This is a genomic window from Saliniferula longa (genome assembly GCF_050789285.1).
Lineage (GTDB): Bacteria > Pseudomonadota > Alphaproteobacteria > Rhodobacterales > Rhodobacteraceae > CAVPWP01.
In genome coordinates this window covers 282079-307696 of sequence record NZ_JBOUVX010000001.1, presented here as the reverse complement: position 1 = coordinate 307696, position 25618 = coordinate 282079, and the positions used below count along the sequence as shown (strand labels likewise).

22 protein-coding genes and 1 tRNA gene are annotated in these 25618 nt (G+C 67.3%); 7 read left to right on the top strand and 16 right to left on the bottom strand.

Annotation, left to right across the window (positions count from 1 at the left end):
- Positions 1–292: 292 nt before the first annotated feature.
- From ACRDNQ_RS01415 to ACRDNQ_RS01405, 3 genes are all read right to left on the bottom strand, one after another.
- Positions 293–369: transfer RNA gene (locus ACRDNQ_RS01415), tRNA-Met, on the bottom strand.
- Between the two features lie 56 nt (positions 370–425).
- Entirely contained in the window at positions 426–2957 is a 2532-nt protein-coding gene (locus tag ACRDNQ_RS01410; protein WP_431826834.1) for an ABC transporter permease, read from the bottom strand.
- Complete coding sequence (locus ACRDNQ_RS01405; protein ID WP_431826833.1) at positions 2954–3652, bottom strand: ABC transporter ATP-binding protein; 699 nt, start codon at positions 3650–3652, stop codon at positions 2954–2956. The genes ACRDNQ_RS01410 and ACRDNQ_RS01405 overlap by 4 nt, the downstream gene beginning before the upstream one ends.
- Before the next feature lie 43 nt (positions 3653–3695).
- Here ACRDNQ_RS01405 and ACRDNQ_RS01400 point away from each other — a divergent pair, with 43 nt between their 5' ends.
- Positions 3696–4334 carry an arylesterase gene (locus ACRDNQ_RS01400; protein WP_431826832.1) on the top strand — a complete coding sequence of 213 codons (639 nt, stop codon included), beginning with the start codon at positions 3696–3698 and terminating at the stop codon, positions 4332–4334.
- A gap of 37 nt (positions 4335–4371) precedes the next feature.
- On the opposite strand, the gene ccoS is transcribed toward ACRDNQ_RS01400, so the two are convergent.
- The 8 genes from ccoS to ccoN all read right to left on the bottom strand — a co-directional run bounded on the left by ccoS (position 4372) and on the right by ccoN (position 12237).
- Complete coding sequence (gene ccoS / locus ACRDNQ_RS01395; protein WP_431826831.1) at positions 4372–4530, bottom strand: cbb3-type cytochrome oxidase assembly protein CcoS; 159 nt, start codon at positions 4528–4530, stop codon at positions 4372–4374.
- Positions 4530–6725 carry a heavy metal translocating P-type ATPase gene (locus ACRDNQ_RS01390; RefSeq protein WP_431826830.1) on the bottom strand — a complete coding sequence of 732 codons (2196 nt, stop codon included), beginning with the start codon at positions 6723–6725 and terminating at the stop codon, positions 4530–4532. The genes ccoS and ACRDNQ_RS01390 overlap by 1 nt, the downstream gene beginning before the upstream one ends.
- A 2-nt stretch (positions 6726–6727) precedes the next feature.
- Positions 6728–7183, bottom strand: a complete 456-nt coding sequence (locus ACRDNQ_RS01385; RefSeq protein WP_431826829.1) for a FixH family protein — start codon at positions 7181–7183, stop codon at positions 6728–6730.
- A complete protein-coding gene (ccoG, locus tag ACRDNQ_RS01380) occupies positions 7183–8607 on the bottom strand; it encodes a cytochrome c oxidase accessory protein CcoG (protein ID WP_431826828.1) in 1425 nt (474 codons plus the stop codon). Before ccoG ends, ACRDNQ_RS01385 begins: the two co-directional genes overlap by 1 nt.
- A 193-nt stretch (positions 8608–8800) precedes the next feature.
- A complete protein-coding gene (ccoP, locus tag ACRDNQ_RS01375; protein ID WP_431826827.1) occupies positions 8801–9676 on the bottom strand; it encodes a cytochrome-c oxidase, cbb3-type subunit III in 876 nt (291 codons plus the stop codon).
- Positions 9673–9879, bottom strand: coding sequence for a cbb3-type cytochrome c oxidase subunit 3 (locus tag ACRDNQ_RS01370; RefSeq protein WP_431826826.1), 207 nt, complete (start codon positions 9877–9879; stop codon positions 9673–9675). The genes ccoP and ACRDNQ_RS01370 overlap by 4 nt, the downstream gene beginning before the upstream one ends.
- 14 nt (positions 9880–9893) lie before the next feature.
- Positions 9894–10619, bottom strand: coding sequence for a cytochrome-c oxidase, cbb3-type subunit II (ccoO, locus tag ACRDNQ_RS01365; protein ID WP_431826825.1), 726 nt, complete (start codon positions 10617–10619; stop codon positions 9894–9896).
- A gap of 13 nt (positions 10620–10632) precedes the next feature.
- A complete protein-coding gene (gene ccoN, locus ACRDNQ_RS01360) occupies positions 10633–12237 on the bottom strand; it encodes a cytochrome-c oxidase, cbb3-type subunit I (RefSeq protein WP_431826824.1) in 1605 nt (534 codons plus the stop codon).
- Positions 12238–12436: 199 nt separating this feature from the next.
- On the opposite strand from ccoN, the gene ACRDNQ_RS01355 reads away from it, so the two are divergent.
- Entirely contained in the window at positions 12437–13276 is an 840-nt protein-coding gene (locus ACRDNQ_RS01355; protein WP_431826823.1) for a universal stress protein, read from the top strand.
- 68 nt (positions 13277–13344) lie between these two features.
- Here the strand turns inward: ACRDNQ_RS01355 and fnrL are convergent, their stop codons facing one another.
- The gene (gene fnrL / locus ACRDNQ_RS01350; RefSeq protein ID WP_431826822.1) at positions 13345–14088 is read right to left on the bottom strand and encodes a transcriptional regulator FnrL; all 744 of its coding nucleotides are present in this window, start codon (positions 14086–14088) and stop codon (positions 13345–13347) included.
- A gap of 65 nt (positions 14089–14153) precedes the next feature.
- On the opposite strand from fnrL, the gene hemN reads away from it, so the two are divergent.
- Entirely contained in the window at positions 14154–15506 is a 1353-nt protein-coding gene (hemN, locus tag ACRDNQ_RS01345; protein ID WP_431826821.1) for an oxygen-independent coproporphyrinogen III oxidase, read from the top strand.
- Positions 15507–15513: 7 nt separating this feature from the next.
- Here the strand turns inward: hemN and hemC are convergent, their stop codons facing one another.
- Positions 15514–16458 carry a hydroxymethylbilane synthase gene (hemC, locus tag ACRDNQ_RS01340; protein ID WP_431826820.1) on the bottom strand — a complete coding sequence of 315 codons (945 nt, stop codon included), beginning with the start codon at positions 16456–16458 and terminating at the stop codon, positions 15514–15516.
- A gap of 101 nt (positions 16459–16559) precedes the next feature.
- On the opposite strand from hemC, the gene hemE reads away from it, so the two are divergent.
- Entirely contained in the window at positions 16560–17594 is a 1035-nt protein-coding gene (hemE, locus tag ACRDNQ_RS01335; protein ID WP_431826819.1) for a uroporphyrinogen decarboxylase, read from the top strand.
- 22 nt (positions 17595–17616) lie between these two features.
- Here the strand turns inward: hemE and ACRDNQ_RS01330 are convergent, their stop codons facing one another.
- Positions 17617–18747, bottom strand: coding sequence for an alpha/beta hydrolase (locus ACRDNQ_RS01330; RefSeq protein ID WP_431826818.1), 1131 nt, complete (start codon positions 18745–18747; stop codon positions 17617–17619).
- Between the two features lie 184 nt (positions 18748–18931).
- On the opposite strand from ACRDNQ_RS01330, the gene ACRDNQ_RS01325 reads away from it, so the two are divergent.
- The 3 genes from ACRDNQ_RS01325 (at position 18932) to ACRDNQ_RS01315 (ending at position 23506) form a co-directional block, all read left to right on the top strand.
- On the top strand, positions 18932–20662 hold the full coding sequence (locus tag ACRDNQ_RS01325; protein ID WP_431826817.1) for an ABC transporter ATP-binding protein: 1731 nt from the start codon (positions 18932–18934) through the stop codon (positions 20660–20662).
- 60 nt (positions 20663–20722) lie between these two features.
- Entirely contained in the window at positions 20723–22432 is a 1710-nt protein-coding gene (lhpI, locus tag ACRDNQ_RS01320; RefSeq protein ID WP_431826816.1) for a cis-3-hydroxy-L-proline dehydratase, read from the top strand.
- A 369-nt stretch (positions 22433–22801) separates the two neighbouring features.
- Entirely contained in the window at positions 22802–23506 is a 705-nt protein-coding gene (locus ACRDNQ_RS01315) for a hypothetical protein (protein WP_431826815.1), read from the top strand.
- 493 nt (positions 23507–23999) lie between these two features.
- On the opposite strand, the gene ACRDNQ_RS01310 is transcribed toward ACRDNQ_RS01315, so the two are convergent.
- Together ACRDNQ_RS01310 and cysW are read right to left on the bottom strand one after the other, a co-directional pair.
- Entirely contained in the window at positions 24000–24719 is a 720-nt protein-coding gene (locus tag ACRDNQ_RS01310; protein WP_431826814.1) for a sulfate/molybdate ABC transporter ATP-binding protein, read from the bottom strand.
- A gap of 10 nt (positions 24720–24729) precedes the next feature.
- Positions 24730–25611: a sulfate ABC transporter permease subunit CysW gene (gene cysW / locus ACRDNQ_RS01305; RefSeq protein ID WP_431826813.1), complete on the bottom strand. Its 882-nt coding sequence runs from the start codon at positions 25609–25611 to the stop codon at positions 24730–24732.
- Positions 25612–25618 lie beyond the last annotated feature (7 nt).

Genomic DNA, 25618 nt, shown 5'->3' with positions numbered 1-25618 from the left:
CCTATCCGGCACCCTGCCGCCCTCCGTGACCACGCAGGACGCGCTCCTCGACGTGCCCGTCCTGGAGGCACTGACGTGGGCTCTCATTGACCCCGATCAACGGCACAAAGCAGACCTGCCCGACCTACGGGACAGGAAACGCAGCAAAGCGGGGCCAGAGAGGGCGCGCCCGACATTTTTTCGGGTCGGCCCATCGGTCAAACAGCCGCCCGGCGAACGTGGGGCCGTTGCCGACCCGCATCGGGCCCGGCAGCCAATGAAGCATGCCAATCAGGGATTTCGTGGTTGGAAATGGTAGCGGAGGAGGGACTTGAACCCCCGACACGCGGATTATGATTCCGCTGCTCTAACCAACTGAGCTACTCCGCCACAAGCGGGCCAGCACTTATTCGCCGCCGCCCATGGCGTCAAGGGGCAACTCGCCCCTATTCCCGCGCCCGCAGGACCCCTGCGGGACGGCGCGCCAAGGGGCGCCAGGCGAAGGCAAGGCCGGCAAGCATCGTGGCTGCGACCCCGGCACAGACGATGACGATGGCCGACGCCGGTTCGAAGCGGAAATCGGTGTCCATCACGAAGGTCGTGACGGCCCAGCCGGCAAGCCCGCCGGCCAGGATGGCGACCGCCCCCGCCGCCGCGCCAAGGATGGCCGAGCGCAGCGCGAAATTCGCAAGGATCGCGGGCCGCGTCGCGCCGATGGTCTTGAGCACCGCCGCCTCGTAGGTCCGCGCCCGTTCGCCGGCCGCGGCCGCACCGATCAGCACGATGCCCCCGGTGATCAGCGTCGCAAGCGCGCCATAGGTCACCGCCGCGGCGATGCCGGCCAGAACCTCGGACACGCGGTCGATCGCGTCGCGCACGCGGATCACCGTGATGTTGGGGAAGGCGTTCGAAAGATCCCGCAGAAGCGCGGGTTCGGCGGCGAGATCGGCATAGATCGTGGCGATATGGGTATGCGGCGCGCCGGCAAGGCCATTGGGGCTCATCGACAGGACGAAGCCGATCCCGGCGGACGAGAAATCGACCTCGCGGAAGCTGGTGATCCGGCCTTCGATGTCGCGCCCCAGGACGTTGATCGTCAGCATGTCGCCCAGCTTGAGCCCCATCTCGGCGCCTTCCTCGGCGGCGAAGCTGATTTCGGGCGGGCCGGCGTGGTCGGGCGCCCACCACGCGCCTTCGGTGATCACCGTGCCTTCGGGCGGCGTCGCCGAATAGGTCACGCCCCGGTCGCCCTCGAGCACCCAGTGATCGCCGGCGACCTCGGCCGCCGGGCGGCCGTTGATCCCGGTGATCACCCCGCGCAGCATCGGCGCGCTTTCCACCCTGCTGACCGCGGGATTGGCACCGAGCTGGGCGCGGAACGCATCCATCTGATCGTTCTGGATGTCCACGACGAAGAACGACGGCGCCACCTCCGGCAGGTCGCGCTCGATCGCGGCGCGCAGGTTCCAGTCGATCTGACCCACAGCCGCCAGCACCGTCAGCCCAAGGCCCAGCGACAGCACCACCGACAGCGCCTCGCCCCCGGGGCCGCCGACCGCGCCCAGCGCGAGCCGCGGCACCGTCCGGCCCCTGAGCGCCCGCGACCGCGCCGCGCGCGCGGCTAGCCAGCGCACGGCCCGCGCCGCCAGCACCAGAAGAAGGAAGGCCCCCACCAACCCTGCCGCAGACCAGAGCGTCAGTCGCATGAGCCCGGTGAACACCACTGCAAGACCTACGAGCGCCGCGAAGATCGCAGCCATGGTCAGAAGCCACACAGGCCGCGGCAGCGTGCGCGTGGGGGCCGCGATGTCGCGAAAAAGCGCCGCTGCCCGCACCTCTTCGGTGCGCGCCAGCGGCCAGAGCGTGAAGAGAAGCGCGGCGAGAAGCCCGTAAACCGCCGCCTCGAGCAGGGGGCGCAGGTGGACGCCGAAGTCCGCCGGCACCGGCAGGCGCGCCTCGATCAGCGGGGCGAGCGCCAGTGGAAGGACCGCGCCCAGGGCAAGCCCGATCGCGATGCCCAGAAGCGTCAGCACCCCGATTTGCGCGAAATAGGTCAGGAAGATCGTGCGCGATTCGGCGCCAAGCGTCTTGAGCGTGGCGATCACCGGCGTCTTTTCCTCGAGGTATGCGCGCACCGCCGCCGACACGCCGACCCCGCCAACCGCCAGACCGGCCAGCCCGACAAGCACCAGGAAGGCCCCCAGCCGGTCGACGAACTCGGCCACGCCGGGGGCGCCATTGCGCCGGTCGCGCCAGCGGATGCCGGGGCCGAAGGCGTCTTCGGCGCGGGCGCGGAAGGCGTCGAGGTCGGTCTGGGGCGCAAGGCGCATGCGATACTGGCTGTCGAACAGGGTACCCGGCTGCAAGAGGCCCGAGGCCTCCAGATCGGCGGTCAGCACCATGGTCCGCGGGCCAAGGCCGAAGCCGCCTTCGGCCGCGTCCGGTTCGCGCGCGATCGCGGCCATCAGCACGAAGTCCTGCGTGCCCAGGCGAAAGACCTGCCCGACCTCAAGCCCAAGCCGCGCGATCAGCACCGGGTCCATCGCGGCACCGGGCAGGCCGCCCTGCCCCGCAAAGGCTTCGGCCGCGGTCATCGGCGGGTCGAGGACCAGTGCGCCGTAAAGCGGATAGGCCGCGTCGACGCCCTTGACCTGCGTGAGCCCGCGTTCGGCCTCGTCGCCGCGCGGGACGACGGCCATCGATCGGAAATCGACGATCTCGGATACCGCGCCGGCGTTGGCGTCAAGCCAGGCGCGCTCGGCGTCTTCGGCAAAGCGGTAGGTCAGCGTGATCGAAGCGTCGCCGCCAAGGATCGAGGCGCCCTCGCGCTCGAGTCCGGCCGAGATGCTTTCGCGCACGCTGCCCACGGCGGCGATGGCCGCCACGCCTAGGGCAAGGCAGGCCAGGAAGACGCGAAAGCCCCGAAGGCCACCGCGCAATTCGCGCGCCGCGATCCGAAGCGGGACAGGCAGTCTCATTCGGCGGCGGCCCGCGCGGGTTCACCGTCGTCGATGCGGCCGTCGCGCAGCCGCACGATCCGGTCGCAGCGCGCCGCAAGCTCGGGCGCGTGGGTGACAAGGACCAGCGTCGCCCCGTGCCGGTCGCGCAGGCCGAAGAGAAGCTCCATGATCGCCTCGCCCGTCACCCCGTCAAGGTTGCCGGTCGGTTCGTCCGCCAGAAGGATGTCGGGCCGCGGCGCCGCGGCACGGGCCAGCGCCACGCGCTGCTGCTCGCCCCCCGACATCTGCGCGGGGTAATGCGTCAGGCGGCTGCCAAGTCCGACGGCGCGCAGTTCCGCCTCGGCACGGTCGAAGGCGTCCGGCGCGCCGGCCAGTTCCAGCGGCGTCGCCACGTTTTCCAGCGCGGTCATCGTGGGAATCAGGTGGAAGGATTGGAAAACCACGCCCATATGTTCGCGGCGAAAGCGGGCCAGCGCGTCTTCGTTCATCCGCGTCAGGTCCTGGCCCAGCGCCATGACCGTGCCGCCGGTGGCGCGTTCGAGCCCGCCCATGAGCATGAGGAGCGACGACTTGCCCGACCCCGACGGACCGACCAGCCCCAGCGTCTCGCCCCGCGCGACGTCAAGCGTGATGCCGCGCAGGATGTCCACGCGTCCCGCGTTGCCCATCAGCGAAAGCCGGGCGTCGTTCAGCGACAGGATCGGGTCTGGCATTCCGGGGGTCCTTCGTCGGGGCGTCCGTTGTGGATATGGGGCGATGCGCGCAACCCGCAACCTTGCGCTTGCGCTTCTGATCGCGGGCGGTGCGGTTCAAGCCGAGCCGGTCACCGTGGCGGCGCTGGGCGACAGCCTGACCCAGGGGTACGGCCTGCCACCCGACCAGGGCTTCGTGCCGCAGCTTCAGCGCTGGCTCGACGCGCAGGGCGCCGAGGCGGCGCTGATCAACGCCGGGGTCTCGGGCGACACGACGGCCGGGGGGCTTGCGCGCATCGACTGGACGCTGACCCCGGACGTGGGCGCGCTCATCGTGACGCTTGGCGGCAACGACATGCTGCGCGGGCTTGATCCGGCCGAGGCGAAGGCGAACCTTGCCGGCATCCTGCAGGCGGCGCAGCGGCGCGGGCTGCCGGTCCTGCTGATCGCAATGGCGGCGCCGTCGAACTATGGCCCGGACTACAAGGCCGCCTTCGACGCGGCCTACGCCGACCTTGCCGCCGACTACGGCGCGCTTCTGCATCCGAACTTCCTGCGGGCGCTGACAGCCGAGGCCGATCTTGCGACCGCGTTCGAGCGCTACATGCAGCCCGACGGCATTCACCCGAACGCCGAGGGCGTGGCGCTGATCGTCGAGGATGTCGGGCCGTCGGTGCTTCAGCTTCTGGCCCTGACCGACTGACCGCGACTGACCGGCACGGCTTGACCGGTCGGGATTGCTAGCGCTTCGGCTTGTCGTCGAATTCGTCGCTCAGGATGCGGTGGCGATCGCCTTCGGGGTCGTCGTATTGCCGGGCCTTCATCGTCCAGAAGAAGGCGACCAGCCCCAGGCCGCCTAGGAAAAGCGAAATCGGGATGAGATAGACGAGAACCTCCATCACCGCACCCGAAGCGCGTTGAGCGAGACGGTGATGGACGACAGGGACATCGCCAGCGCCGCAATCAGCGGCGTGGCCAGGCCCAGAAGCGCCACCGGCACGGCGACGAGGTTGTAAAGCCCCGAGATCGCGAAGTTCTCGCGAATGCGCTGCTTGGCCCGGATCGCGGTTTCGGCGGCGTCGGCCACCGGGGCCAGATCGTTGCCCAGAAGCACGATGTCGGACGCCACCCGTGCCGCGTCGAGCGCCGAGGCCGGCGAGATCGAGACATGCGCCCCCGCCAGCGCTGCCGTGTCGTTCAGCCCGTCGCCCACCATCAGCACCTTGCGGCCCTCGGCGGCCAGCTCGGCGATGCGCGCCGCCTTTTCGGCGGGCAGGGCCTCGGCCAGAACCTCGTCGATGCCGATCCGCGCGGCGAAGGCGCGCACGGCCGGCGTGGCATCGCCCGAGACAAGAAGGATCCGCTTTCCCTGCGCCCTGAGCCCGGCCACCGCCTCGGCCGCGCCGGGGCGCAGGCGGTCGGTGAAGACGAACTCGACGGGCTGCGCCTCTCCCAGGCGCAGCCAGGTCGCGGTGCGTCCGCTGCTTTCCGCGCCTAGCCACGATGCCCGGCCCAGCCGCGCGCGTTCGCCCCGCACTGTCGCCTCGATGCCATGGCCCGGCACCTCGCGCAGGCCTTCCGCGCGCGCCGGGCGGAGGCCCGCGGCCCGCGTGGCCTGCGCCAGCGCCTGCGCCAAGGGATGGGACGAGGCTTCGGCCAGTGCCAGAACAACTTCGAGGTCGCGCCGGGACACAGTTCCCAGATCCTCGGGCACGGGGGCGCCCATCGTCAGCGTCCCGGTCTTGTCGAAGACCACCGTGTCGACATCGGCCAACCGTTCAAGCGCGGTGCCGTCCTTGATCAGAAGGCCCTTGCGGAAAAGACGCCCCGAGGCCGCCGTTGTCACCGCCGGAACCGCAAGGCCCAGCGCGCAGGGGCAGGTGATGATCAGCGTCGCCACAGCGACGTTGAGCGACAGCCGCAGATCCCCGCCCGAAATCCACATCCACATGGCGAATGCCGTGAGCGACAGGATGTGCACGACCGGCGCATAGCCACGCGCGAACCGGTCGGCGATCGAGGAATAGTTCGCCCGCCCGCTTTCGGCCACCGCCACCAGATCGGCGATCCGGTGCAGCGAGGTGTCCTTGCCCGCCGCGGTGACGCGCACCAGAAGCGGGCCGGTCAGGTTGACCTCGCCCGCGCTGACGACCGTGTCGCGACCGGCGAAGGCCGGCAGGCTTTCACCCGTCATCAGCGAGCGGTCTACCTCGCTTTCGCCGTCGATCACCACGCCGTCGACGGGGATGCGTCCGCCCGGGCGGACGCGGACCACATCGCCTGCATGCAGATCGGCGGCATAGACTTCGGTCTCGGCCCCACCCTCGACACGCAGCGCCTTCGGCACCTCGAGGGCCGCCAGTTCCTCGGCCGCCGAGCGCGCCGAGGCGCGAGTGCGGTGGTCAAGATAGCGGCCAAGCAGCAGGAAGAACGACAGCGACAGCGCCGCGTCGAAATACGCGTGGTGGCCGGAAAGCGAGGTCTCCCACAGCGACAGAGCCAGTGCGAGGATGAGACCAAGCGAGATCGGCACGTCCATGTTGAGCCGCCGCCCGCGCAGCGCGCCATAGGCGCTGCGGAAGAACGGCGTGCCCGAGAAGATCACCGCCGGAATCGCGATCATCGCCGAGATCCAGTGGAACATGTCGCGTGTCACGCCTTCGGCGCCCGACCAGACCGCGACCGACAGAAGCATCACGTTCATGTTGGCGAAGAAAGCCACGGCCAGACGCATGGCAAGGTCGCGACCGGCCCGGTCGGTGGCGGTGGCCGCAAGCGCGGTCGCGTCAAGTTCGTGGGCCTCATATCCCGCCAGATCAAGCCGCGCGATCAGCGCGTCGGGCGTCACCCCGGGCCCGGCCTCGACGCTTGCGCGCCGGAGCGTCAGGTTGACCCGCGCCGATGTCACCCCCGGCACGCCGTTCAGCGCGCGCTCCACCCCCGAAATGCAACCGGCACAGTGGATCGTCGGCAGCGACAGCTGGATCGTCGCGGTCCCGGCCAGCGCAGACGCCCGGTCGCGGATGTCGGCCGCGTCGGGCAGCGCCACACAGGCCGGACAGGCCGCAGGATGCGGTGTTTCGGCAAGCGCCATGGCTACCTCACGTAAAGATCAAGCCGCTGCCGGAACGGCGTTCCGTCCGGCGCGGTGGCGACGTAGCGGAGTTCCCACTTGCCGGGCCCAAGGACCACGTCCGCGACGTAGTCGCCGCCCAGATAGCGGAAGTCCGGCGTCTGGTCGTCCTTGCGTTGGGTCGCCCGCCCCACCGTCGCCTCGAGCGCGGCAAGCTTCACAGGCCGCCCGTCCGCGTCGCGGATGGACAGGCGCACCTCGCCGCCGCCGACGCTGGCGGCGGTGCTCCAGCCCAAGGCTTCCTGCGCGCGGCGGTCAGCGTCGAAGGACTGGCTTGCGACGTAAGAGTTCTTCACCTCAAGCCCCGGGAAGGTCGAGACCGCCTGCCAGGCCATCACCACATTGACCGCGATGATGACCGAAAAGGCCGAAACTGTGCCGATCAGGACGTGCCGACCGGTGATCTCACGAATTGCCATCACTGAACCTTTCCATTGAAGACGGTGTCCTTCGACACCCGTTCGCCGCTCACGATGTCCTCGATCCAGAAGCGGATCTCGGTCCGGCCGCTTGTCGCCGGCACAGATCCCGTCGGCGCGATGACGTAGACCCGCTGGAGAAGCGTCTCGTTCGCGGGGACATAAACCACGTTGTCGGTCGCCCCTTCGAGTTCCACAAGCAGCGAGTCCTCGCCCGTCACGGTCAACCTGAACGGGCGCTCTTCACCCAGCGAGTTGCGCAGGCGCACGTCATAGGTGTTGCGGATCGAGCCGTCCGACATCGTCACATAGACCGGATTGCGGATCGGCGCGACGGTGGCCGAGATGTCCGAGCGGATGAACAGCGCGAAGACAAGGCCGAAACCCACCAGCGACCAGAGCGCGGTGTAAAGGATCGTGCGCGGGCGCAGGATATGCTTCCAGATCGGCTTGGGCGCCTGGCCCGCGCGCTCGCGCGTCTCGTCGGTCAGGGCGATGTAGTCGACCAAGCCGCGCGGCTTGCCGATCTTGGCCATCACGTCGTCGCAGGCGTCGATGCAGAGCGCGCAGGTGATGCAGGCAAGCTGCTGACCGTCGCGGATGTCGATGCCCATCGGGCAGACGTTCACGCAGGCGTTGCAGTCGATACAGTCGCCCAGCGTCTCGGCGCCCTCGGCCTTGCGATGCTTGCCGCGCGGTTCGCCTCGCCAGTCGCGATAGGCCACGGTGATCGTGTCCTCGTCCATCATCGCGGCCTGGATGCGCGGCCAGGGGCACATGTAGATGCAGACCTGTTCACGCGCGATGCCGCCGAACAGGATCGTCGTCGCGGTCAGGATCGCCATCGTCGTGTAGGCGACGGGATGCGCGGTGCCGGTGATGAGGTCCCGAAACAGCGTCGGCGCGTCGGCGAAGTAGAAAACCCAGGCCCCGCCCGTGGCCAGGCCGATGACCGCCCACGAGAGGTACTTGGTCAGCCGCAGCCGGACCTTTCGCGCGTCCCACTTGGCATTCCAGAGTTTCACGCGCGCGTTGCGGTCGCCCTCGATCCAGCGCTCGACCAGGATGAAGAGATCGGTCCAGACCGTCTGCGGGCAGGCATAGCCGCACCACACACGGCCCAGCGCCGAGGTGAACAGGAAAAGCCCCAGCCCCGCCATGATCAGCAGGCCCGCGATGAAGTAGAACTCATGCGGCCAGATCTCGATCCAGAAGAAATAGAAGCGGCGACCGGCAAGGTCGATCAGAACTGCCTGATCGGGAAGTTCGGGCCCACGGTCCCAGCGGATCCAGGGCGTCAGGTAATAGATGCCCAGGGTCACGATCATGATCCACCACTTCAGCGTGCGGAACTTGCCCTTCACGCGGCGGGGAAAAACTGGTTCGCGCGCAGCGTAAAGCGACTGCGGCTCGGTCGAACTCATGGGAGGTCTCCGTCAGGTCTGTTCGCGCAAGTCTCTTCTTTCATGCGGGCCGGTCCAACTCCTTGACCTGTGTCAAAGGAAAACGGCGGTGCCCGAAGGCACCGCCGTCGTTGGCATCGGTCCTGGGGAAACGCGCGAACAGGATCCAGGATCGTGCCGTCTTCCAGGCGGGCTAGCCGCCTGAAACCTTTGACTATTCGCCGCCGCCCAGCTGATGGACGAAGGCGGCGACCGCGCGCACCTCGGCTTCGGTCAGGCGTTCGCCCCAGGCGGGCATGACGCCGAAGTGACTGTATGTCACAGTCTCGACCAGCTTGTCGGGAGTGCCGCCGTAAAGCCAGATCGCGTCGGTCAGGTTCGGCGCGCCAAGCGTGCGGTCGCCGGTGCCGTCCTCCATGTGACAGGCCGAGCACTGATCGACAAACACCTGCGACCCGGCCGAGGCCAGGGCCGCGTCATGCTCCTGCCCCGAGATCGCAAGGACGTGGTTGACGACCTGCCCGATCTCTTCCGGTGTCAGGATCTCGCCGAAGGCCGGCATCTGCGACCAGCGCGCATCGATGTCGGTCTCGTTCCGGATTCCGTGGCGCACGGTATAGGCGATATCCTCGATCGTGCCGCCCCAGAGCCAGTCGTCGTCCAGAAGGCTGGGATAGCCCGACGCCTGGACGCCGGCCGCGCCCGAGCCATGGCATTGCGAACAGTTGGCGCGGAAGACCGCGGCGCCCTTGTTGACCGCGAAACCGTGCAGGTCGGGGTTGTCGGGAAGCGCGACAAGCTCGATCCCCTCGATCTCGGCGTTGAGCGACGCGTGCGTTTCGGCCCAGCGATCCAGATCCTGCTGGACCTGTGCCCGGGTCGAAAAGCCGAGGAGGCCCGGTGTCGCCTGGCTTACGAGCGGCCACGCCGGGTAGAGGATCGTATAGATGATCGCCCAGATGATCGTCACATAGAAGGTCCAGACCCACCAGCGCGGCAGAGGGTTGTTCCATTCCTCGATGCCGTCCCAGGAATGGCCCGTGGTGCCAAAGCCTTCTTCGTTGACCTTGTCTTTCTTGTCCGTGCTCATGTCCGCGCCTCCTTCTGGGTCGCGTCGGCCTTCGTGTCCGGGGCCGGTTTGTCTTCGTGCCGGAAGGGGATGTCGGCGCTGTCGCGGTGAACCGCCCGGCTTCCCGGTCGCAGCGCCCAGAGGACGGCCGCGCCGAAGAAGCCGAACAGCGCCAGAAGCACCCAGCTGTCGGCGATTTCGCGCAGGAGCGAATAGGTATCCATGGGCTCCTCCTTCCTTACCGGCTTGCGTCCGGCGTGAAGGTCGAGAAATCGACCAGCGTGCCGAGCATCTGCATGTAGGCGATCAGCGCATCCATCTCGGTCACGCCGGGCTGGCCGTCGAAGTTGGCGACGACCGCCTTGGGATAGCGCGCCACGACCCCGTCCCAGTCGCTGTCCGGGTCGGCCTGGGCCATGAAATCGGCCCGGGCGTTCTCGAACATCTCGTCGGTATAGGGCACGCCCACGAGGGCGTTTGTGCGCATCAGGTCCTCGATGTGCTCGGGCTCGATCACCCGGTCGAGAAGATAGCCGTACTTGGGCATGATCGATTCCGGCACCACCGACTGCGGGTTGGTGAAGTGATCGACGTGCCATTCGTTCGAATAGCGGCCGCCCACCCGCGCCAGATCGGGTCCGGTGCGCTTCGACCCCCAGAGGAAGGGATGGTCGTACTGCGACTCGGCCGCCAGGCTGAAGTGGCCGTAGCGCTCGACCTCGTCGCGCATCGGGCGGATCATCTGGCTGTGGCAGACGTAGCAGCCTTCGCGGATGTAGATCTCGCGCCCCGCCATCTCGAGCGGGCTGTAGGGCCGCACGCCTTCCACGTCCTCGATCGTGTTCTCGAGGTAGAACAGCGGCGCGATTTCGACGATGCCCCCGATGGTGACGACGAGGAAGCTGAAGATCAGCAGCAGCGTCGCGTTCGTCTCGAGGATCTTGTGCTTGTCAAGAATAGCCATGGCTCTGCGCCCTTCACTCGGCCGGAGCCATGGCAGATGCCGGCGCCTTCGCCGGGGACCTGCGCACGGTCATCCAGAGGTTGTAGACCATGATCAGCGCGCCTGTGAGGTAAAGCACCCCACCCAGAGCCCGGACCACATACATCGGGAACTTCGCGGCAACCGTGTCGGCGAACGAGTTGACCAGGAACCCGTTGGCATCCACTTCGCGCCACATCAGGCCTTCCATGATGCCCGTCACCCACATCGCGGCGGCGTAAAGCACGATCCCGATGGTGGCGAGCCAGAAGTGCCAGCTGACAAGGCTCAGGCTGTAGAGCCGTTCACGCTGCCACAGGCGCGGCGTCAGGAAGTAGAGCGCGCCGAAGGTGATCATGCCGTTCCAGCCAAGGGCGCCGGAATGCACGTGCCCGATCGTCCAGTCGGTGTAGTGCGACAGGCTGTTGACCGCGCGGATCGACATCATCGGACCCTCGAAGGTCGACATGCCGTAAAAGCCGATCGAGATCACCATCATCCGGATGACCGGGTCGGTGCGCAGCTTGTCCCAGGCGCCCGACAGGGTCATCAGGCCGTTGATCATGCCGCCCCACGAGGGCATCCACAGCACGACCGAGAACACCATGCCCAGCGTCGAGGCCCAGTCGGGCAGCGCCGTATAGTGCAGGTGGTGCGGACCGGCCCAGATATAAAGGAAGATCAGCGCCCAGAAGTGGATGATCGACAGCTTGTAGCTGAAGACCGGCCGCTCGGCCTGCTTGGGCACGAAGTAGTACATCATGCCTAGGAAGCCCGCGGTCAGGAAGAAGCCCACCGCGTTGTGGCCGTACCACCACTGCGTCATCGCGTCCTGCACGCCCGAGAAGACCTGCACCGATTTCGACCCGAAGATCGACACCGGGATCGACAGGTTGTTGACCACGTGCAGCATCGCGATGGTCACGATGAAGCTGAGGTAGAACCAGTTCGCCACGTAGATGTGGGGTTCCTTCCGCTTCAGGATCGTGCCCAGGAAGACCGCCAGATAGGCCAGCCAGACGATGGTGAGCCAGAGGTCGATGTACCATTCGGGCTCGGCGTATTCCTTCGACTGGGTCGACCCCAGAAGGTAACCCGTCGCCGCGAGAACGATGAACAGCTGATAGCCCCAGAAGACGAACCACGCGAGGTTGCCGCCCCAGAGCCGCGCCGCGCTTGTCCGCTGCACGACGTAGAACGAGGTGCACAGAAGCGCGTTGCCGCCGAAGGCGAAGATCACCGCCGACGTGTGCAGCGGCCGCAGCCGCCCGAAATTGAGATAGCCCTGCGCCCACTCGAAATTCAGCGCCGGAAAGGCCAGCTGGAACGCGATGAAGGTTCCCACCAGGAACCCCACGACGCCCCAGAAGGCCGTGGCGATGACGCCGGCCCGGACCACTCCGTCGAAATAGGAGAGGCCCGGATCGGACGGCACGTCATATTCGTCGGTGCGGCGCAACGCCCAAAGGAAGAAGCCGCCGGCGACGAGCATGACGATGATTGCATGCACCATGTAGGCGGGGTCACGGGCATAGTTCGCCGCGATCGCGGCGAAAAGCGCAACACCACCCAGAAGCGCGAGCTTGAGGTAATTCCACATCTTGCGTCCCTTCGTCTCTGGCCCCGGCAGACGATCTTCAGAGGATCGCAGTCCGGATTAACCTGAGCGTTCTGTGGCCTGCGGCGGCCGTAAATGCCTTGATCCATGTCAATGGCATGGGCACCCCGGGTTGATGCCGATCAAGGAAAGCCCCGCGGCCATCGCCGATGCTTCCCGCCAGCAGGAAGGGAGACGTCCGATGCCCTACAAATCCATCGTCACATTCACGCGCGACGTGACGCGCGACCGCGGCGTGATCGACACCGCCCTGGGACTTGCCGAATCCGAGGGCGGTCATCTCAGCGCGGTCTGCCTTGGGATCGACCGGATCCAGCCCGGCGCCTATTACGCCGGTGCGAACGCGATTGCGTTGCAGCAAAGCATGGACGAGGCGCAGTCCGAGGCGAACGCCGCCGAACAAGATGCGCGCGACGCACTCAAGGGCGCGTCGGCCACCTGGGACACAACGGCGCTTGCGGTGCAGCTTGGAACGCTCGGCCATGTCGTGGCCAGCCGGGCGGAGTTCGCCGACCTCGTCGTTCTTCCCAAACCCTATGGCGAGGGACGCGGGCAGGAAGACGTGGCGATCCTGGAAAGCGCCCTGTTCGGCACGCGCGCGCCGGTCCTCGTCGTGCCGCTTGGCCAGCGCGACAGGCTGGCCACCGACCGAATCATGATCGGCTGGAACCAAAGCGCCGAGGCGCTGGCCGCCGTCCGCGCCGCGCTGCCGCTTCTTGTGAGGGCGAAGGCGGTGGACATCGCCATCATCGACCCGCCGGCGCATGGCCCCGACCGCAGCGACCCGGGCGGCCTTCTGGCCGAGATGCTGGCCCGGCACGGGGTGCGCGCGGACATCTCGGTATTGGCGCGGACGATGCCGCGCGTGTCGGACGTGATGTGCCGCCACGCCGGCGATATCGAGGCCGACCTGATCGTGATGGGGGCCTACGGCCACTCGCGCCTGCGCGAGGCGATCCTGGGCGGTGCGACGCGCAACATGCTCGAGGCCTCCGCGGTGCCGGTGTTCATGGCCCACTAGGGATCGGGTCGCCGACCGGCGTGTGCGCCGGAGGCCAGAGGTCAGAGGTCAGAGGTCAGGCCACAGGGTCAGGCCAGCGGGCCGCCGTCGGCGTCGTCGCCGGTTTCGTCGATCAGCCGGTCGAGGTTCGGGATGACGACCTTGCGCTTGCCTTCCAGCCGGATGATCCCCTCGCGCTTCAGCGCCGAGATCTGGCGGCTGACGGTTTCCAGCGTCAGACCCAGGTAATCGGCCATCGCTTCGCGCGTCAGCGGCAGGTCGACCGACAACTGGCGATCGCGCATGAGGGCATCGCGGATCTCGGCGTCGCGGCGGGCAATGATCGCGATCAGGCTCGCGATCTTCTCACGCGCGGTCTTGCGGCCCAGAAGCAGCATCCATTCCCGCGCCGCGTCGAGTTCATCCAACGCCATTTCCAGGAGCCGCTGGCTGACGTGCGGGGTGGTGACCATCAGTTCTTCGAACGGGCGGCGGCGGAAGCAGCACAGTGTCACGTCGGACACCGCGGTCACGTCATAGGGCGCCCGTTCCCGCCCCGGACGACCGATGAAGTCCGACGGCAGCAAAAGGCCGACCATCTGCGTGCGGCCGTCCTCCATCGTTTGGGTCAGCGTCGCGACCCCGGTGACGACAGAGGCCACGAATTCCATCTTGTCGCCCGACCACAGGATCGTCTGGCCCGCTTCGAAGCTGCGGTAATACTTGATGCTCTCGAGACGATCGAGTTCGTCAGGCTCGCACCGGGCGCAGACGGCGCGGTGCCGGATCGGACAATCGCGACAGTCCTTCAGATCTACAATCTGCTGGTTCATTCTTCACACCGCCAGTTTGACAAGGATCAAGGCGGCCTCCCTGTTCGCTGGGCAATCGTCTCATCATGGAACGCATTACGCAACTCCGACGACTGGGTCTCTTCGACGCAAGAGTACCGCGGTATACCAGCTATCCGACGGCCAACCACTTCGCGCCGTCCGTAGGCCCGCGCGAGATGGGACAGTGGATCATGTCCATTGCCCCTGACAGTCAAATATCCCTTTATTTGCATATTCCCTTCTGTCGGCGGCTCTGCTGGTTCTGCGCCTGCCGGACCCAGGGAACGGCCTCGGCCAAGCCCCTCGCGGGCTATCTCGAGACCCTCAAGCGCGAGCTTCGGATGGTCTCGGACAAGTTGCCGCAGGGGGTGAGTCTGGGGCGCCTGCACTGGGGCGGCGGGACGCCGACACTCCTTGCACCCGATATGATTCGGGATCTGGCGGGCGCGGTGACGGCGGCGATTCCCTTCGCCGAGGGTGCCGAATTCTCGGTCGAGATCGACCCGAACGAGATCGACGCCGCCCGCCTGGACGCGCTGGCCGAGATGGGGATGAACCGCGCCAGCATCGGCGTGCAGGATTTCGACGACCTGATTCAGAAGACGATCGGCCGTCCGCAAAGCTTCGACATCACGAAAGAGGCGGTCGACATGCTGCGCGACCGCGGCATCCGCAGTCTCAACATCGACCTTCTATACGGTCTGCCCCACCAGACCGACGCGCGCATCGCCGACAGCGTGCAGAAGGTGCTGTCGCTTTCGCCCGACCGGGTGGCGCTTTACGGCTATGCCCATGTGCCCTGGATGGCGCGTCGTCAGTCGCTGATCCCGACCGAGGCCCTGCCCGCCCCCGAGGCACGGCTCGGGCTTTACGACACCGCGCGCGAACTGTTCCTTTGGGATGGCTATGCCGAGATCGGCATCGACCATTTCGCGCGCCCCGGCGACGGGCTTGAGGTGGCCGCGCGCGAAGGCCGCCTGCGCCGCAACTTCCAGGGCTATACCGACGACCAGTTTCCGGTCCTTCTGGGCCTAGGCGCTTCGGCGATCTCGCGCTTCCCCGGGGGCTACGCCCAGAACGCCGCGGCCACGTCGAAATACCAGGAGGCGATCCAGGCAGGGCGCCTCGCGACCGTCCGCGGCCACGTCTTTTCCGACGAGGACATCCTGCGCAGCGCGATCATCGAGGATCTGATGTGCGCCTTCGCCGTGGACTATGCCGCGGTCGCGGCGCGCACGGGGCGCGAGCCGCGCGAGGTCGCCGAACGCCTGAAGGGCGTCGAGGCGGCCTTTCCCGGCATGCTTGGACACAGCGCCGACGGACTCACGATCCGCCCCGAAGCGCACGAGCTTGCCCGCATGATCGCCCGCTACGTCGACGCCTACGCGGCGAGCGACGGGCACAGTTCGGCGATCTGACGCCGACTCAGCGCCAGGCGAAGAACCCCTCGCCTGCGCGCCCCAGCAGTTCGGCCGCCATCGCCCGGCCAAGGTCCGGGCCATCCTCGACGGCGCAGGTCCGATCGTCGGCCAGCGCTTCGGAGCCGTCGGTGCGCAGGATCTCTCCGCGCAGGCGCAGGGTTCCCCCGTCAAGTTCCGCAAGGCCCGCGATCGGCGTCTCGCACGAGCCGTCGAGCGCGGCAAGAAAGGCGCGTTCCGCCGCAAGCCGGCGGCCCGTCGGACCATCGTGGATCGCCTCGAGCAGACCGGCCGCGCGGCTGTCGTCCGCCCGCCGCTCGATCCCGATCGCGCCCTGCGCCACCGCCGGCAGCATCTCTTCGGGCGCGATCGTGGCGCGGGCCACATGGGTCATGCCCAGACGGTTCAGCCCGGCCATGGCCAGGAAGGTGCAGGCCGCCACCCCATCGTCGAGCTTCTTCAGCCGGGTCTGCACGTTGCCGCGGAACTCGACCACCTCGAGGTCGGGACGCCGATTGAGAAGCTGCGCCTTGCGCCGCAGGCTTGAGGTGCCGACGCGGGTGCCCGGGGCAAGGTCCGCCAGACCGCCCGCATGGGGCGACACGAAGGCGTCGCGCACATCCTCGCGCGGAAGGTAGCAGTCAAGGACCAGCCCTTCGGGCTGCGCCACCGGCATGTCCTTCATCGAATGGACGGCGATATCGATCCGGCCGGCCAGCATGTCGTCCTCGATCTCGCGGGTGAAGAGGCCCTTGCCGCCGATCTCCTTCAGCGGACGGTCGAGCACGCGGTCGCCCGTGGTCTTGATCACCACGATCTCGAAGGCGTCTTCGGGCAGATCGAAGGCCGCCATCAGGCGGCGGCGGGTTTCATGGGCCTGGGCCAGCGCCAGCGGCGATCCCCGGGTTCCGATCCGAAGCGGAGCCTCGGGCGTGGGCAAATCAAGCGTCATGCCGCCACCTGTAGACGTGTCAGCCGTGCCTGACAACTGTGCCGTATTGACTTCCGCCGCCGCAGTTGGGACCACGGTTCGACACGAGCTAAGGTGAGCCGGTGACAGACAAATTGCTTCTGCGTGCCCTCGCGGGCGAAACTCTTCCGATCCCGCCGATCTGGATGATGCGGCAGGCCGGGCGCTATTTGCCCGAATACCGCGCGACCCGCGCCGAGGCGGGCGATTTCCTGTCGCTGTGCTATACGTCCGACCTGGCGGCCGAGGTCACGCTTCAGCCGATCCGCCGCTACGGCTTCGACGCGGCGATCCTCTTTGCCGACATCCTGCTTATTCCCGACGCGCTGGGCGCGGACCTGTGGTTCGTGACCGGCGAGGGCCCACGCCTGTCGACCATCACCACCGAGGCGGACTTCGCAAAGCTGAAGGGCGCCGACGACATCCACGATCACCTCGCCCCGGTCTACGAGACCCTGCGCATCCTGTCGCGCGAACTGCCCGCCGAGACGGCGCTGATCGGGTTCGCCGGCGCGCCGTGGACGGTGGCCACCTACATGATCGCCGGGCGCGGAACCCCCGACCAGGGGCCCGCGCACGCGCTGAAGGCCGAGAACCGCGCGCTGTTCGAGACGCTGATCGACCGGCTGACCGACGCCACCATCGAGTATCTTTCGATGCAAGTTCAGGCCGGGGCCGAGACGGTGAAGCTTTTCGACAGCTGGGCGGGCTCGCTCAAGGGCGATGAGTTCATCCGCTACGCCGTCGAGCCCGCGAAACGCATCATCGCAGAACTCAAGGCCCGCCACCCGGGCCTGCCCGTCATCGCCTTCCCCCGCGAGGCGGGCGAGGGCTATATCGGGTTCGCCAAGACCACCGGCGCCGATTGCGTGGCCATCGACAACTCGGTCAGCGCAGCATGGGCGGCGGCCAACGTTCAGGTCGACGGCTGCGTGCAGGGCAACCTCGACCCGCGCCACATGGTGACCGGGGGCGACGACCTGGTGGCCGAGACCCGGCGCATCGTGAAGGCCTTCTCGAACGGCCCGCACATCTTCAACCTGGGCCATGGCATCACCCCCGACGCCGATCCCGCGAACGTGCAGATGATGATCGACACGGTGCGCGAGGGGGCCTGACGGCGAAACGACACGCCGGGCCTCAATCGCCGAAGATGCGGATCGGCACGCCCAGAAAGACCTGGTCGAGGCTCAGTTCCATCCCCTCGTCGAAGCGGCCCGCGCCGTTGAGACCGGCGCCGATCAGTTGCACCACCTCGGGCGATCCCGCGAACTTGGAATGGCTTCCCGCATTCGTGTCGTCGATCTCGGACAGGTCGATCACCGTCACGCCAAGGTTCTCAAGCTCGGCCGCGTCGGCCGCACCGACCCGCGGAACGCCACCTGCGATCCGGCGCGACAGGCGCAGGGCATAGTCGTCCTGCGAGATCAGCAGATACATCCTTTCGACGAAAGGCCGTGGAAGCTGGGCGATCTGGGTGCGGAACAGGTCGATGTCGATGTCGGGCGAGGCAAGGATGACCGTCTCGACCACGCCCTGGGTGCCAAGCGTCCCGGAAAGCTGCGCGTCCACCAGCCCCTCCATCGTCAGGAACGTGCCCATCGAATGCGCGAAGACGTCCACGCTTTCGTTCTTGGTGGCGCCAAGCAGGCGGGTCAGGTCCTTGATGCGGGACCGCGCCACCAATGCGCTGTTGAGATCGTAGACGTAAAGCGGCGTGCGGGCGGCGGAGGCCCAGGAAAAGAGGACGGGAACACCTTCGAACCCCGTGTCTTCCACGAACTGGCCAAGCCTCAGGATCGCGTCCGTGGTCGAGGTGTTGTAGCCGTGGATGAACAGCAGAAGCGTGCGTTTGCCGCGCGGGCGCTTCGCAAGCTCGCGGTCGATGGCCGCCACGAACGCGGCATCCGTCGCATAAGCGGCGGGCTGGACAATGGCGAATTCTGTCCGGGGATCAGGGGGCAGGCGGTCAGGCCGCTCGAGTTCCCCGACGACATGTGTCGGAGGCACGGTCACGTCGACAGAGGCAAGCCCGAGGTCTGCCGACCGGTCAGGTCCATAAAGCGCGCCGACCTCGGAGGACGCCTCGCGGGTCGTGACCATGAAGACCCGGTGTCGATCCAGATCGGCGATGGCTTCGACCGGGACTTCGCGGTTCTCGATGCCGATGATTTCCGGCGGGCGTCCACAGGCCGCGACAAGAACCACGAGGGCCGACGCGCAGGCAAATCGCACAAGGTCCGCGCCGAGGCTCCGGAAGACCGCTGACATGAAGACGCTCCACGGGGTTGAGGAAGACATACATCTACATGAACCATTGCCCGCCCCGATAGGAAAAAGCGTCGCGCGGCGGCGAGCCTGGAGAGCGGCGCGACATGGGCGCCGCCCGCATCGCGCGCTCTCGTCAAGGCCGGCGGATTGTGGTCTTTTCGTCGCCGAACCTGGACGGACGGACATGCTGCGCGAGTTCTTCGAATACTACCGGCCCCATCGCGGGCTTTTCATCGTCGATTTCGGTTGCGCGGTGCTGTCGGGGCTTCTGTCGCTGAGCTTTCCACTGGCGGTGACGCTTTTCGTGGACCGTCTGCTGCCGCAGGGCGACTGGAACACGATCGTTCTGGCGGCTTTGGGTCTTCTGCTCGTCTACCTCGTGAACGCGGCCCTCATGGTGGTCGTGACCTACTGGGGCCATGTCCTTGGGATCGCGATCGAGACCGAAATGCGCCGCCGCGCCTTCGCACATCTGCAACGTCTGTCGTTCCGCTTCTTCGATGACCAGAAGACCGGGCATCTTGTCGGACGGCTGACGAAGGACCTCGAAGAGATCGGCGAGGTCGCGCATCACGGGCCCGAGGACCTGTTCGTGGCGGTGATGACCTTCTTCGGCGCGCTTGGCCTGATGTTCTGGGTGCATTGGCCGCTTGCCGTGATCGCCGCGACACTCGCGCCTCTCCTGACCTTCCTCGTGCTGCACTACGGGGCTCGGATGACGACGAACTGGCAGGCCCAGTTCGCCCGTGTCGGCGCCTTCAATGCCCGGATCGAGGAAAACGTGGGCGGGGCTCGCGTGGTCCGCGCCTTCGCCAACGAGGCCCATGAAGAGGCGCTGTTCGCGGGTGAGAACGCGCAATATCGGACCGTCAAGCTTGACGCCTACCGGCTGATGGCCGCGACGCTGGCCCTGAACTTCCTGGGCATGCGGATCGTGCAGGTGCTGCTGCTGATCGCGGGCGCGTGGTTCGTGGCCACGGGAAGCCTGACGATCGGCGGCTTCGTGGGCTTCCTGCTGCTTGTCAACGTCTTCTACCAGCCGATCGAGAAGATCGCCGCCGTGATCGAAACCTATCCCAAGGGCATCGCCGGGTTCCGCCGCTATCTGGAATTCCTGGGCACCCCGCCCGAGATCGCCGACCGCCCCGACGCGCGCGAGCTTGACGAGGTCGCGGGTCGCGTGAGCTTCGAGGGCGTGTCCTTCGGCTATGACCCCAAGCGCCCGGTCTTGCGCGGGATCGACCTTGACATCCTGCCGGGCGAAACGGTGGCCTTCGTCGGCCCGTCCGGCGCCGGCAAGACCAGTCTTCTGGCGCTCGTGCCGCGCTTCTACGAGGTGACGGACGGCCGCATCGCGGTCGACGGCGCCGATATCCGCGACGTCACGCTGGCCTCTCTGCGCCGCGCGATCGGCATCGTCAGCCAGGATGTCTTTCTCTTCGCCGGCACGCTGCGCCAGAACATCGCCTATGGCCGTCTCGACGCGACCGAGGCCGAGATCGTCGAAGCCGTCCGCCGAGCGCGGCTGGACGCGCTGGTGGCCGATCTGCCCGACGGCCTCGACACCGTGATCGGCGAGCGCGGCGTGAAGCTGTCGGGTGGCCAGCGTCAGCGCGTGGCGATCGCCCGGATCTTTCTGAAGAACCCGCCGATCCTGATCCTTGACGAGGCGACGAGCGCGCTCGATTCCGAGACCGAGCGGCGGATCCAGGCCTCGCTCGAAGATCTTGCGAAGGGCCGCACCGTGCTGGTGATCGCGCACCGCCTGGGCACGGTGCGCAACGCCGACCGCATCGTCGTGGTCGAGGACGGGCGGATCGTCGAGACCGGGACCCATGCCGAGCTTCTGGGCCGCGACGGCGCCTATCGGCGGCTGCACGAGGCGCAGGGCACGGCCCGGCTTGCGGCGGAATAGACCGCGTCCGGCTGCGGACAGCGCAGACAACCCGGCCTCGACCGAAGGGGGAACGGAACGATGACCAGAACGGAAGAAACCGGCGGGCACGGCCGCATCATCGCCGGGGGCGAGGCCGCGGGCGAGGTCCTTGTCTGCGCCGAGGGCCTCAGCTTCTGGGGCGGGGTCGATCCCGAAACGGGCACGATCATCGACGTCCACCATCCGAACCATGGCGCGTCCGTCTCGGGCAGGATCCTGCTGATGCCCACGTCACGCGGATCGTGCAGCGGCAGCGGCGTCCTTCTTGAACTTTCGCTCAAGGGCCTTGCCCCCGCAGCCCTTGTCTTCCGCGAGCGCGAGGAAATCCTGACCCTCGGCGCCTTGGTCTCCGACCGCATCTTCGGCCGGCCCCTGCCCACGATCTCGTTGCCGGACCAGGCCTATGACCAGCTTGCCCGCGCCGAGCGTGCCGTGATTTCGGGGCGGCGGCTGACCGCCGATGACCTTGCCATCGCGCTTGTCGAAACAAGTGCGGCCGACCTGCGCCTGTCCGAGACGGACCAGGCCCTTCTGAACGGCGAAGCCGGCCCGGCGGCCCGACAGGCGATGGAGATCTTGTGCCTCATGGCGGCGGCCGAGGGCACGGCCGAGCTTGTCGACGTCACGCGCGGGCACATCGACGGATGCATCCTCGCGCATTCCGCAAACCTGATCTTCGCCGAAAAGATGGCCGACCTCGGCGCGCGGGTCTCGGTTCCGACCACGATCAACGCCATCTCGGTCGACCGCGAGAACTGGCGCAGCCAGAACATCCCCGCCGATTTCGGCCTGCGCGCAAGCCGCCTGGCTGACGCCTATGTCCGGATGGGCGCGCGGCCCACCTTCACCTGCGCGCCCTACCTTCTGGACGACGCGCCACGGTCGGGCGACGTCATCGGCTGGTCGGAATCGAATGCCGTGATCTTCGCCAACACGGTGCTCGGCGCGCGCACCCCGAAACACCCCGACTACCTTGATCTCTTCATCGCGATGACCGGCCGCGCGCCGGCCTCGGGGGTCTACACGGACGACGGGCGCCGGCCGCGCACGATCATCGCGGTCACGCCGCCGCCGGGGCCGGTCGACGATCTGTTCTGGCCGCTTCTGGGGTGGCTTGCCGGGCGAGCGTCGCCCGACCATGTCCCGCTTCTGACCGGGCTCGAGGCCCTTCATCCCTCGCGCGACGACCTCAAGGCGCTGTGCGCGGCCTTCGGCACGACCTCGGGCGCGCCCATGCTTCATATCGCGGGCCACACGCCCGAGGCGGATCTGCCCCCTGCCCCCGATGCGCGGCGGCGCAGCATCGCGGCGCCCGACTTCGTGGAGGCCTGGCAGGAACTCAACCGGGGCGCAGAGCGGATCGACCTTGTGGCGATCGGCAGCCCGCACGCCTCGCTGTCCGAGGCGCGCCGGATCGCCGAGCTTCTTGACGGTCGCCGTTGCGCGCCGTCCACGCATCTGATCGTGACGATCGGCCGCGATGTCCTGCGCCAGGCCAGGGACGAGGGGCTGGTCGACCGGCTGAACGCGGCAGGCGTGCGCCTGATCCCCGACCTGTGCTGGTGTTCGGTGATCGAGCCGATCTTCCCGCCCGAGGCGCAGGGCCTGATGACCAACTCGGGGAAATACGCCCATTACGCGCACGGGCTTTCAGGCCGGCACGCGCGGTTGGGCAGCCTTGCCGACTGCGTCGAGGCCGCCGTGGGCGGCCGGGCGCCCGACGGCCTGCCGGGGTGGCTTCGCATCTGAGGCCCCCGCCCCAGACCCGGCCTGCGCCGGCAGGAAGCGAGGCAAGACGACGGGGCATTCGGCGACCGCGCCCGTCGCGCCAGCGTCCCCGGCGGCGTCCGCCGGCCTATAGGCGGCGCAGGGCGTGGCGGGGCGGCCTGCGTAGTGAGGGAACGGGGGGATGCCGGGCTCTGCCCCTCCCCGCCCCCGGAATGCATCGACATGTTGCCGTTGGCCTGTCGGGTCCCCGCGCCGAGCCGTCGCCACGGGCCGAATGCCCGCCCCCGGACACGGAAGGATCGCGCGGTCATTTCAGGTGACGCGTTCTGCCGAATCGGCTACCGTTAACCTTTGTTAACGACCTTATTTTTTTAGGTGGTGGGGGATACAATGACTGGGGTTTTCAAGCGCTTCCATGCGGGAGCGTCGGGTATTTCTGCGGGCATCCTGCTGGCGGTTTTGGCAGTGGCGCCGACCGCGTCGCAAGCGACAACCTATTATGATTACCGCTTCACGCTCAGGTATGTGGATGCGTTCTATATCGATGCATATGTCACAGGCGACGGACCTGATGGTTACGACCTGCCTTTTGGCTCCACGCTTGCAAAGTCGGATGACATTTGGGGGTTCCAAGACCCGTTCGGGCTCACGCCCGGTCAAGAGTGGAACGTCCGAATGAAGGCCGCTGTAGCTGACGACGGGTCGGTGACGGTTGACTGCATCAACTCGCCAATCGAGTGCAGCGGCTTTTATGGAATAGACTGGATAAACGCCTACTATGGCGCAAGCTTCATGGAAAATGGTTTCTTCAGCATGTGTCTGGATATGTACTGCGATTCCGGTATATTTGGCAGGATTGCCCGCGAGGCCTCTGAAAGTTCTTTCGACTACAACTGCGGGAATTGCTACATGGGCGGAATTGTTGACGGACGCCAGCTTTATAATTGGGACTACTCATTAAGGTTTGAAGTAACATCCGTTGAGGTCGTCCCGCTTCCTCCTTCCGCCCTTCTCCTGATGGGCGCGGCGGCCGGTCTGGGCATGGTGGGGCGTCGGGCGTCCAGGAAATCCGCAGCACGGCTGGATACTCACTAAGTCCAGTGCCCCGCCTGACCGGACATGAGCTTCGCCAGCGGCGGGCGGTCCTCGACACGCGCGCCGATGCCGTCAGGCGGATGACCGCTACGCCAAGCTGGCGGGTTTCCTAGCCCAGCGCGGTTCTACCATTCGTGGAGAGCAGGCGCAGATGACACGCATTCAATCCGGCCCCGGACGGTGCGCGACATATGGAGAACCGTCGCGACCGGCATGGCACGTCTCGGCGTTCCGTCGCATGGTGCCAGTGCGCGTCTGAACCAAAAGAGCGGTATCGCAAGCGGCGTGGCAGCCCCCGGGATCCGATCTGGCCGCACCGATGAGCGACGAGATGCACTCCAGACTTGGGGCGCGGAAATGGCGTCACTCATGATTGGCAAAACAGGCATCACGAAAACACCTTTCGGCGGCGGTCAGGCATGGTCGAAGTGCGAGGTGAGGCAGCAAGACCGCAGACACACCGCGATGGTGAGATCGAGTGTCGGCACCTCGCTCATGCCGCGATGAAGTCGCGCACGAACGGGGTCTTGGGTCGGACGCGGATGTCGTCGGGGCGGCCGACCTGCTCGACCCGGCCCATCGACATCACGACGACGAGGTCGGCCAGTTCCATCGCCTCTTCCTGGTCGTGGGTCACGAAGACCGTGGTGAGGCCCGTGGTGTCGTGGATCTCGCGCAGGCCCTGTCGCAACTCCTTCCGAACCTTGGCGTCGAGCGCGCCGAAGGGTTCGTCGAGAAGGAGCATCCGGGGTTCGATGGCAAGCGCGCGGGCCAGCGCCACGCGCTGGCGCTGGCCGCCCGAAAGCTGGCTTGGGTAGCGCGCGCCGATATCGGGCAGCCGGATAAGGTCGAGCAGCTTGCCCACCCGCCGCGCGATCTCGGCCTTCGGCGGCCGCGTCTTGCGCGGGCGGGCACGAAGGCCGTAGGCGATGTTGTCGAACACCGTCATGTGCCGGAAAAGCGCGTAGGACTGGAAAACGAAGCCCGCCCGCCGCTCCTGCACGCTCAGCCCCGTCGCGTCGTCCCCGTCGAAGAGCACGCGCCCCGCCGTGGGGACCTCGAGCCCGCCCAGGATGCGCAGAAGCGTCGTCTTGCCGGATCCCGACGGGCCAAGCAGCGCAACGAGCGTGCCCGAGGGGATGGCGAGCGACACGGGATGCAGCGCGGCGGTGACGCCGAACGCCTTGGTGATGTCCTCGATCTCGATGTTCATCGGTCTCTCCTCAATGACGGTGGCTGGCGGCAAGCTGGTCGGCATACCGCCACTCCAGCGCCGACTTGAGCGTGAGCGTGACGAGGGCGAGAAGGGCCAGAAGCCCCGCCATCGTGAAGGCCGCGACCGAAAGGTATTCGTTGTAGAACATCTCGATCATCAGCGGCATCGTGGTGGTCTGCCCCCGGATCTTGCCCGAGACGACGGCGACCGCCCCGAACTCTCCCATCGCGCGGGCGTTGCAGAGAAGGACGCCGTAAAGAAGCGCCCAGCGGATGTTGGGCAGCGTCACCGTCAGGAACGTCCGCCAGCCCGAAGCGCCAAGCGTCAGGGCCGCCTCCTCTTCCGCCCGGCCCTGCTCGAGCATGACCGGGATCAGTTCGCGCGCCACAAAGGGGAAGGTGATGAACATCGTGGCCAGCACGATGCCGGGCACGGCGAAGACGATCGGGTGGCCGTTCGCCACGAGCCAGGCGCCGAGCGAGGCGTTCGCTCCGAAGAGCAGCACGAACATCAGCCCCGCGACCACCGGCGAGACCGAGAACGGCAAGTCGATCAACGTGATGACCCACGCCTTTCCGCGCCAGTCGAACTTGGTGATGGCCCAGGCGGCGGCGATCCCGAAGGCCGCGTTGAGCGGGACCGAGATCGCGGCGACCGTCAGCGTCAGGCGGATTGCCGCCTGCGCGTCGCGGTCGGACAGCGAGGCGAGCGCGAAGGCCCATCCCTCGCGCAGCGCCTCGGCGAAGACGACGATCAGAGGGGCAAAGAGAAGGACGGCAAGCACCGCGAGGCAAAGCGCGATCAGCCCCCACTTCACGAGGGCCGGTTCGGACGTGGGGGCGCGATGGCGGCGCGGGGCAGCGAAGGCATTGGCGCGTGTGTCAGTCATGGACTCC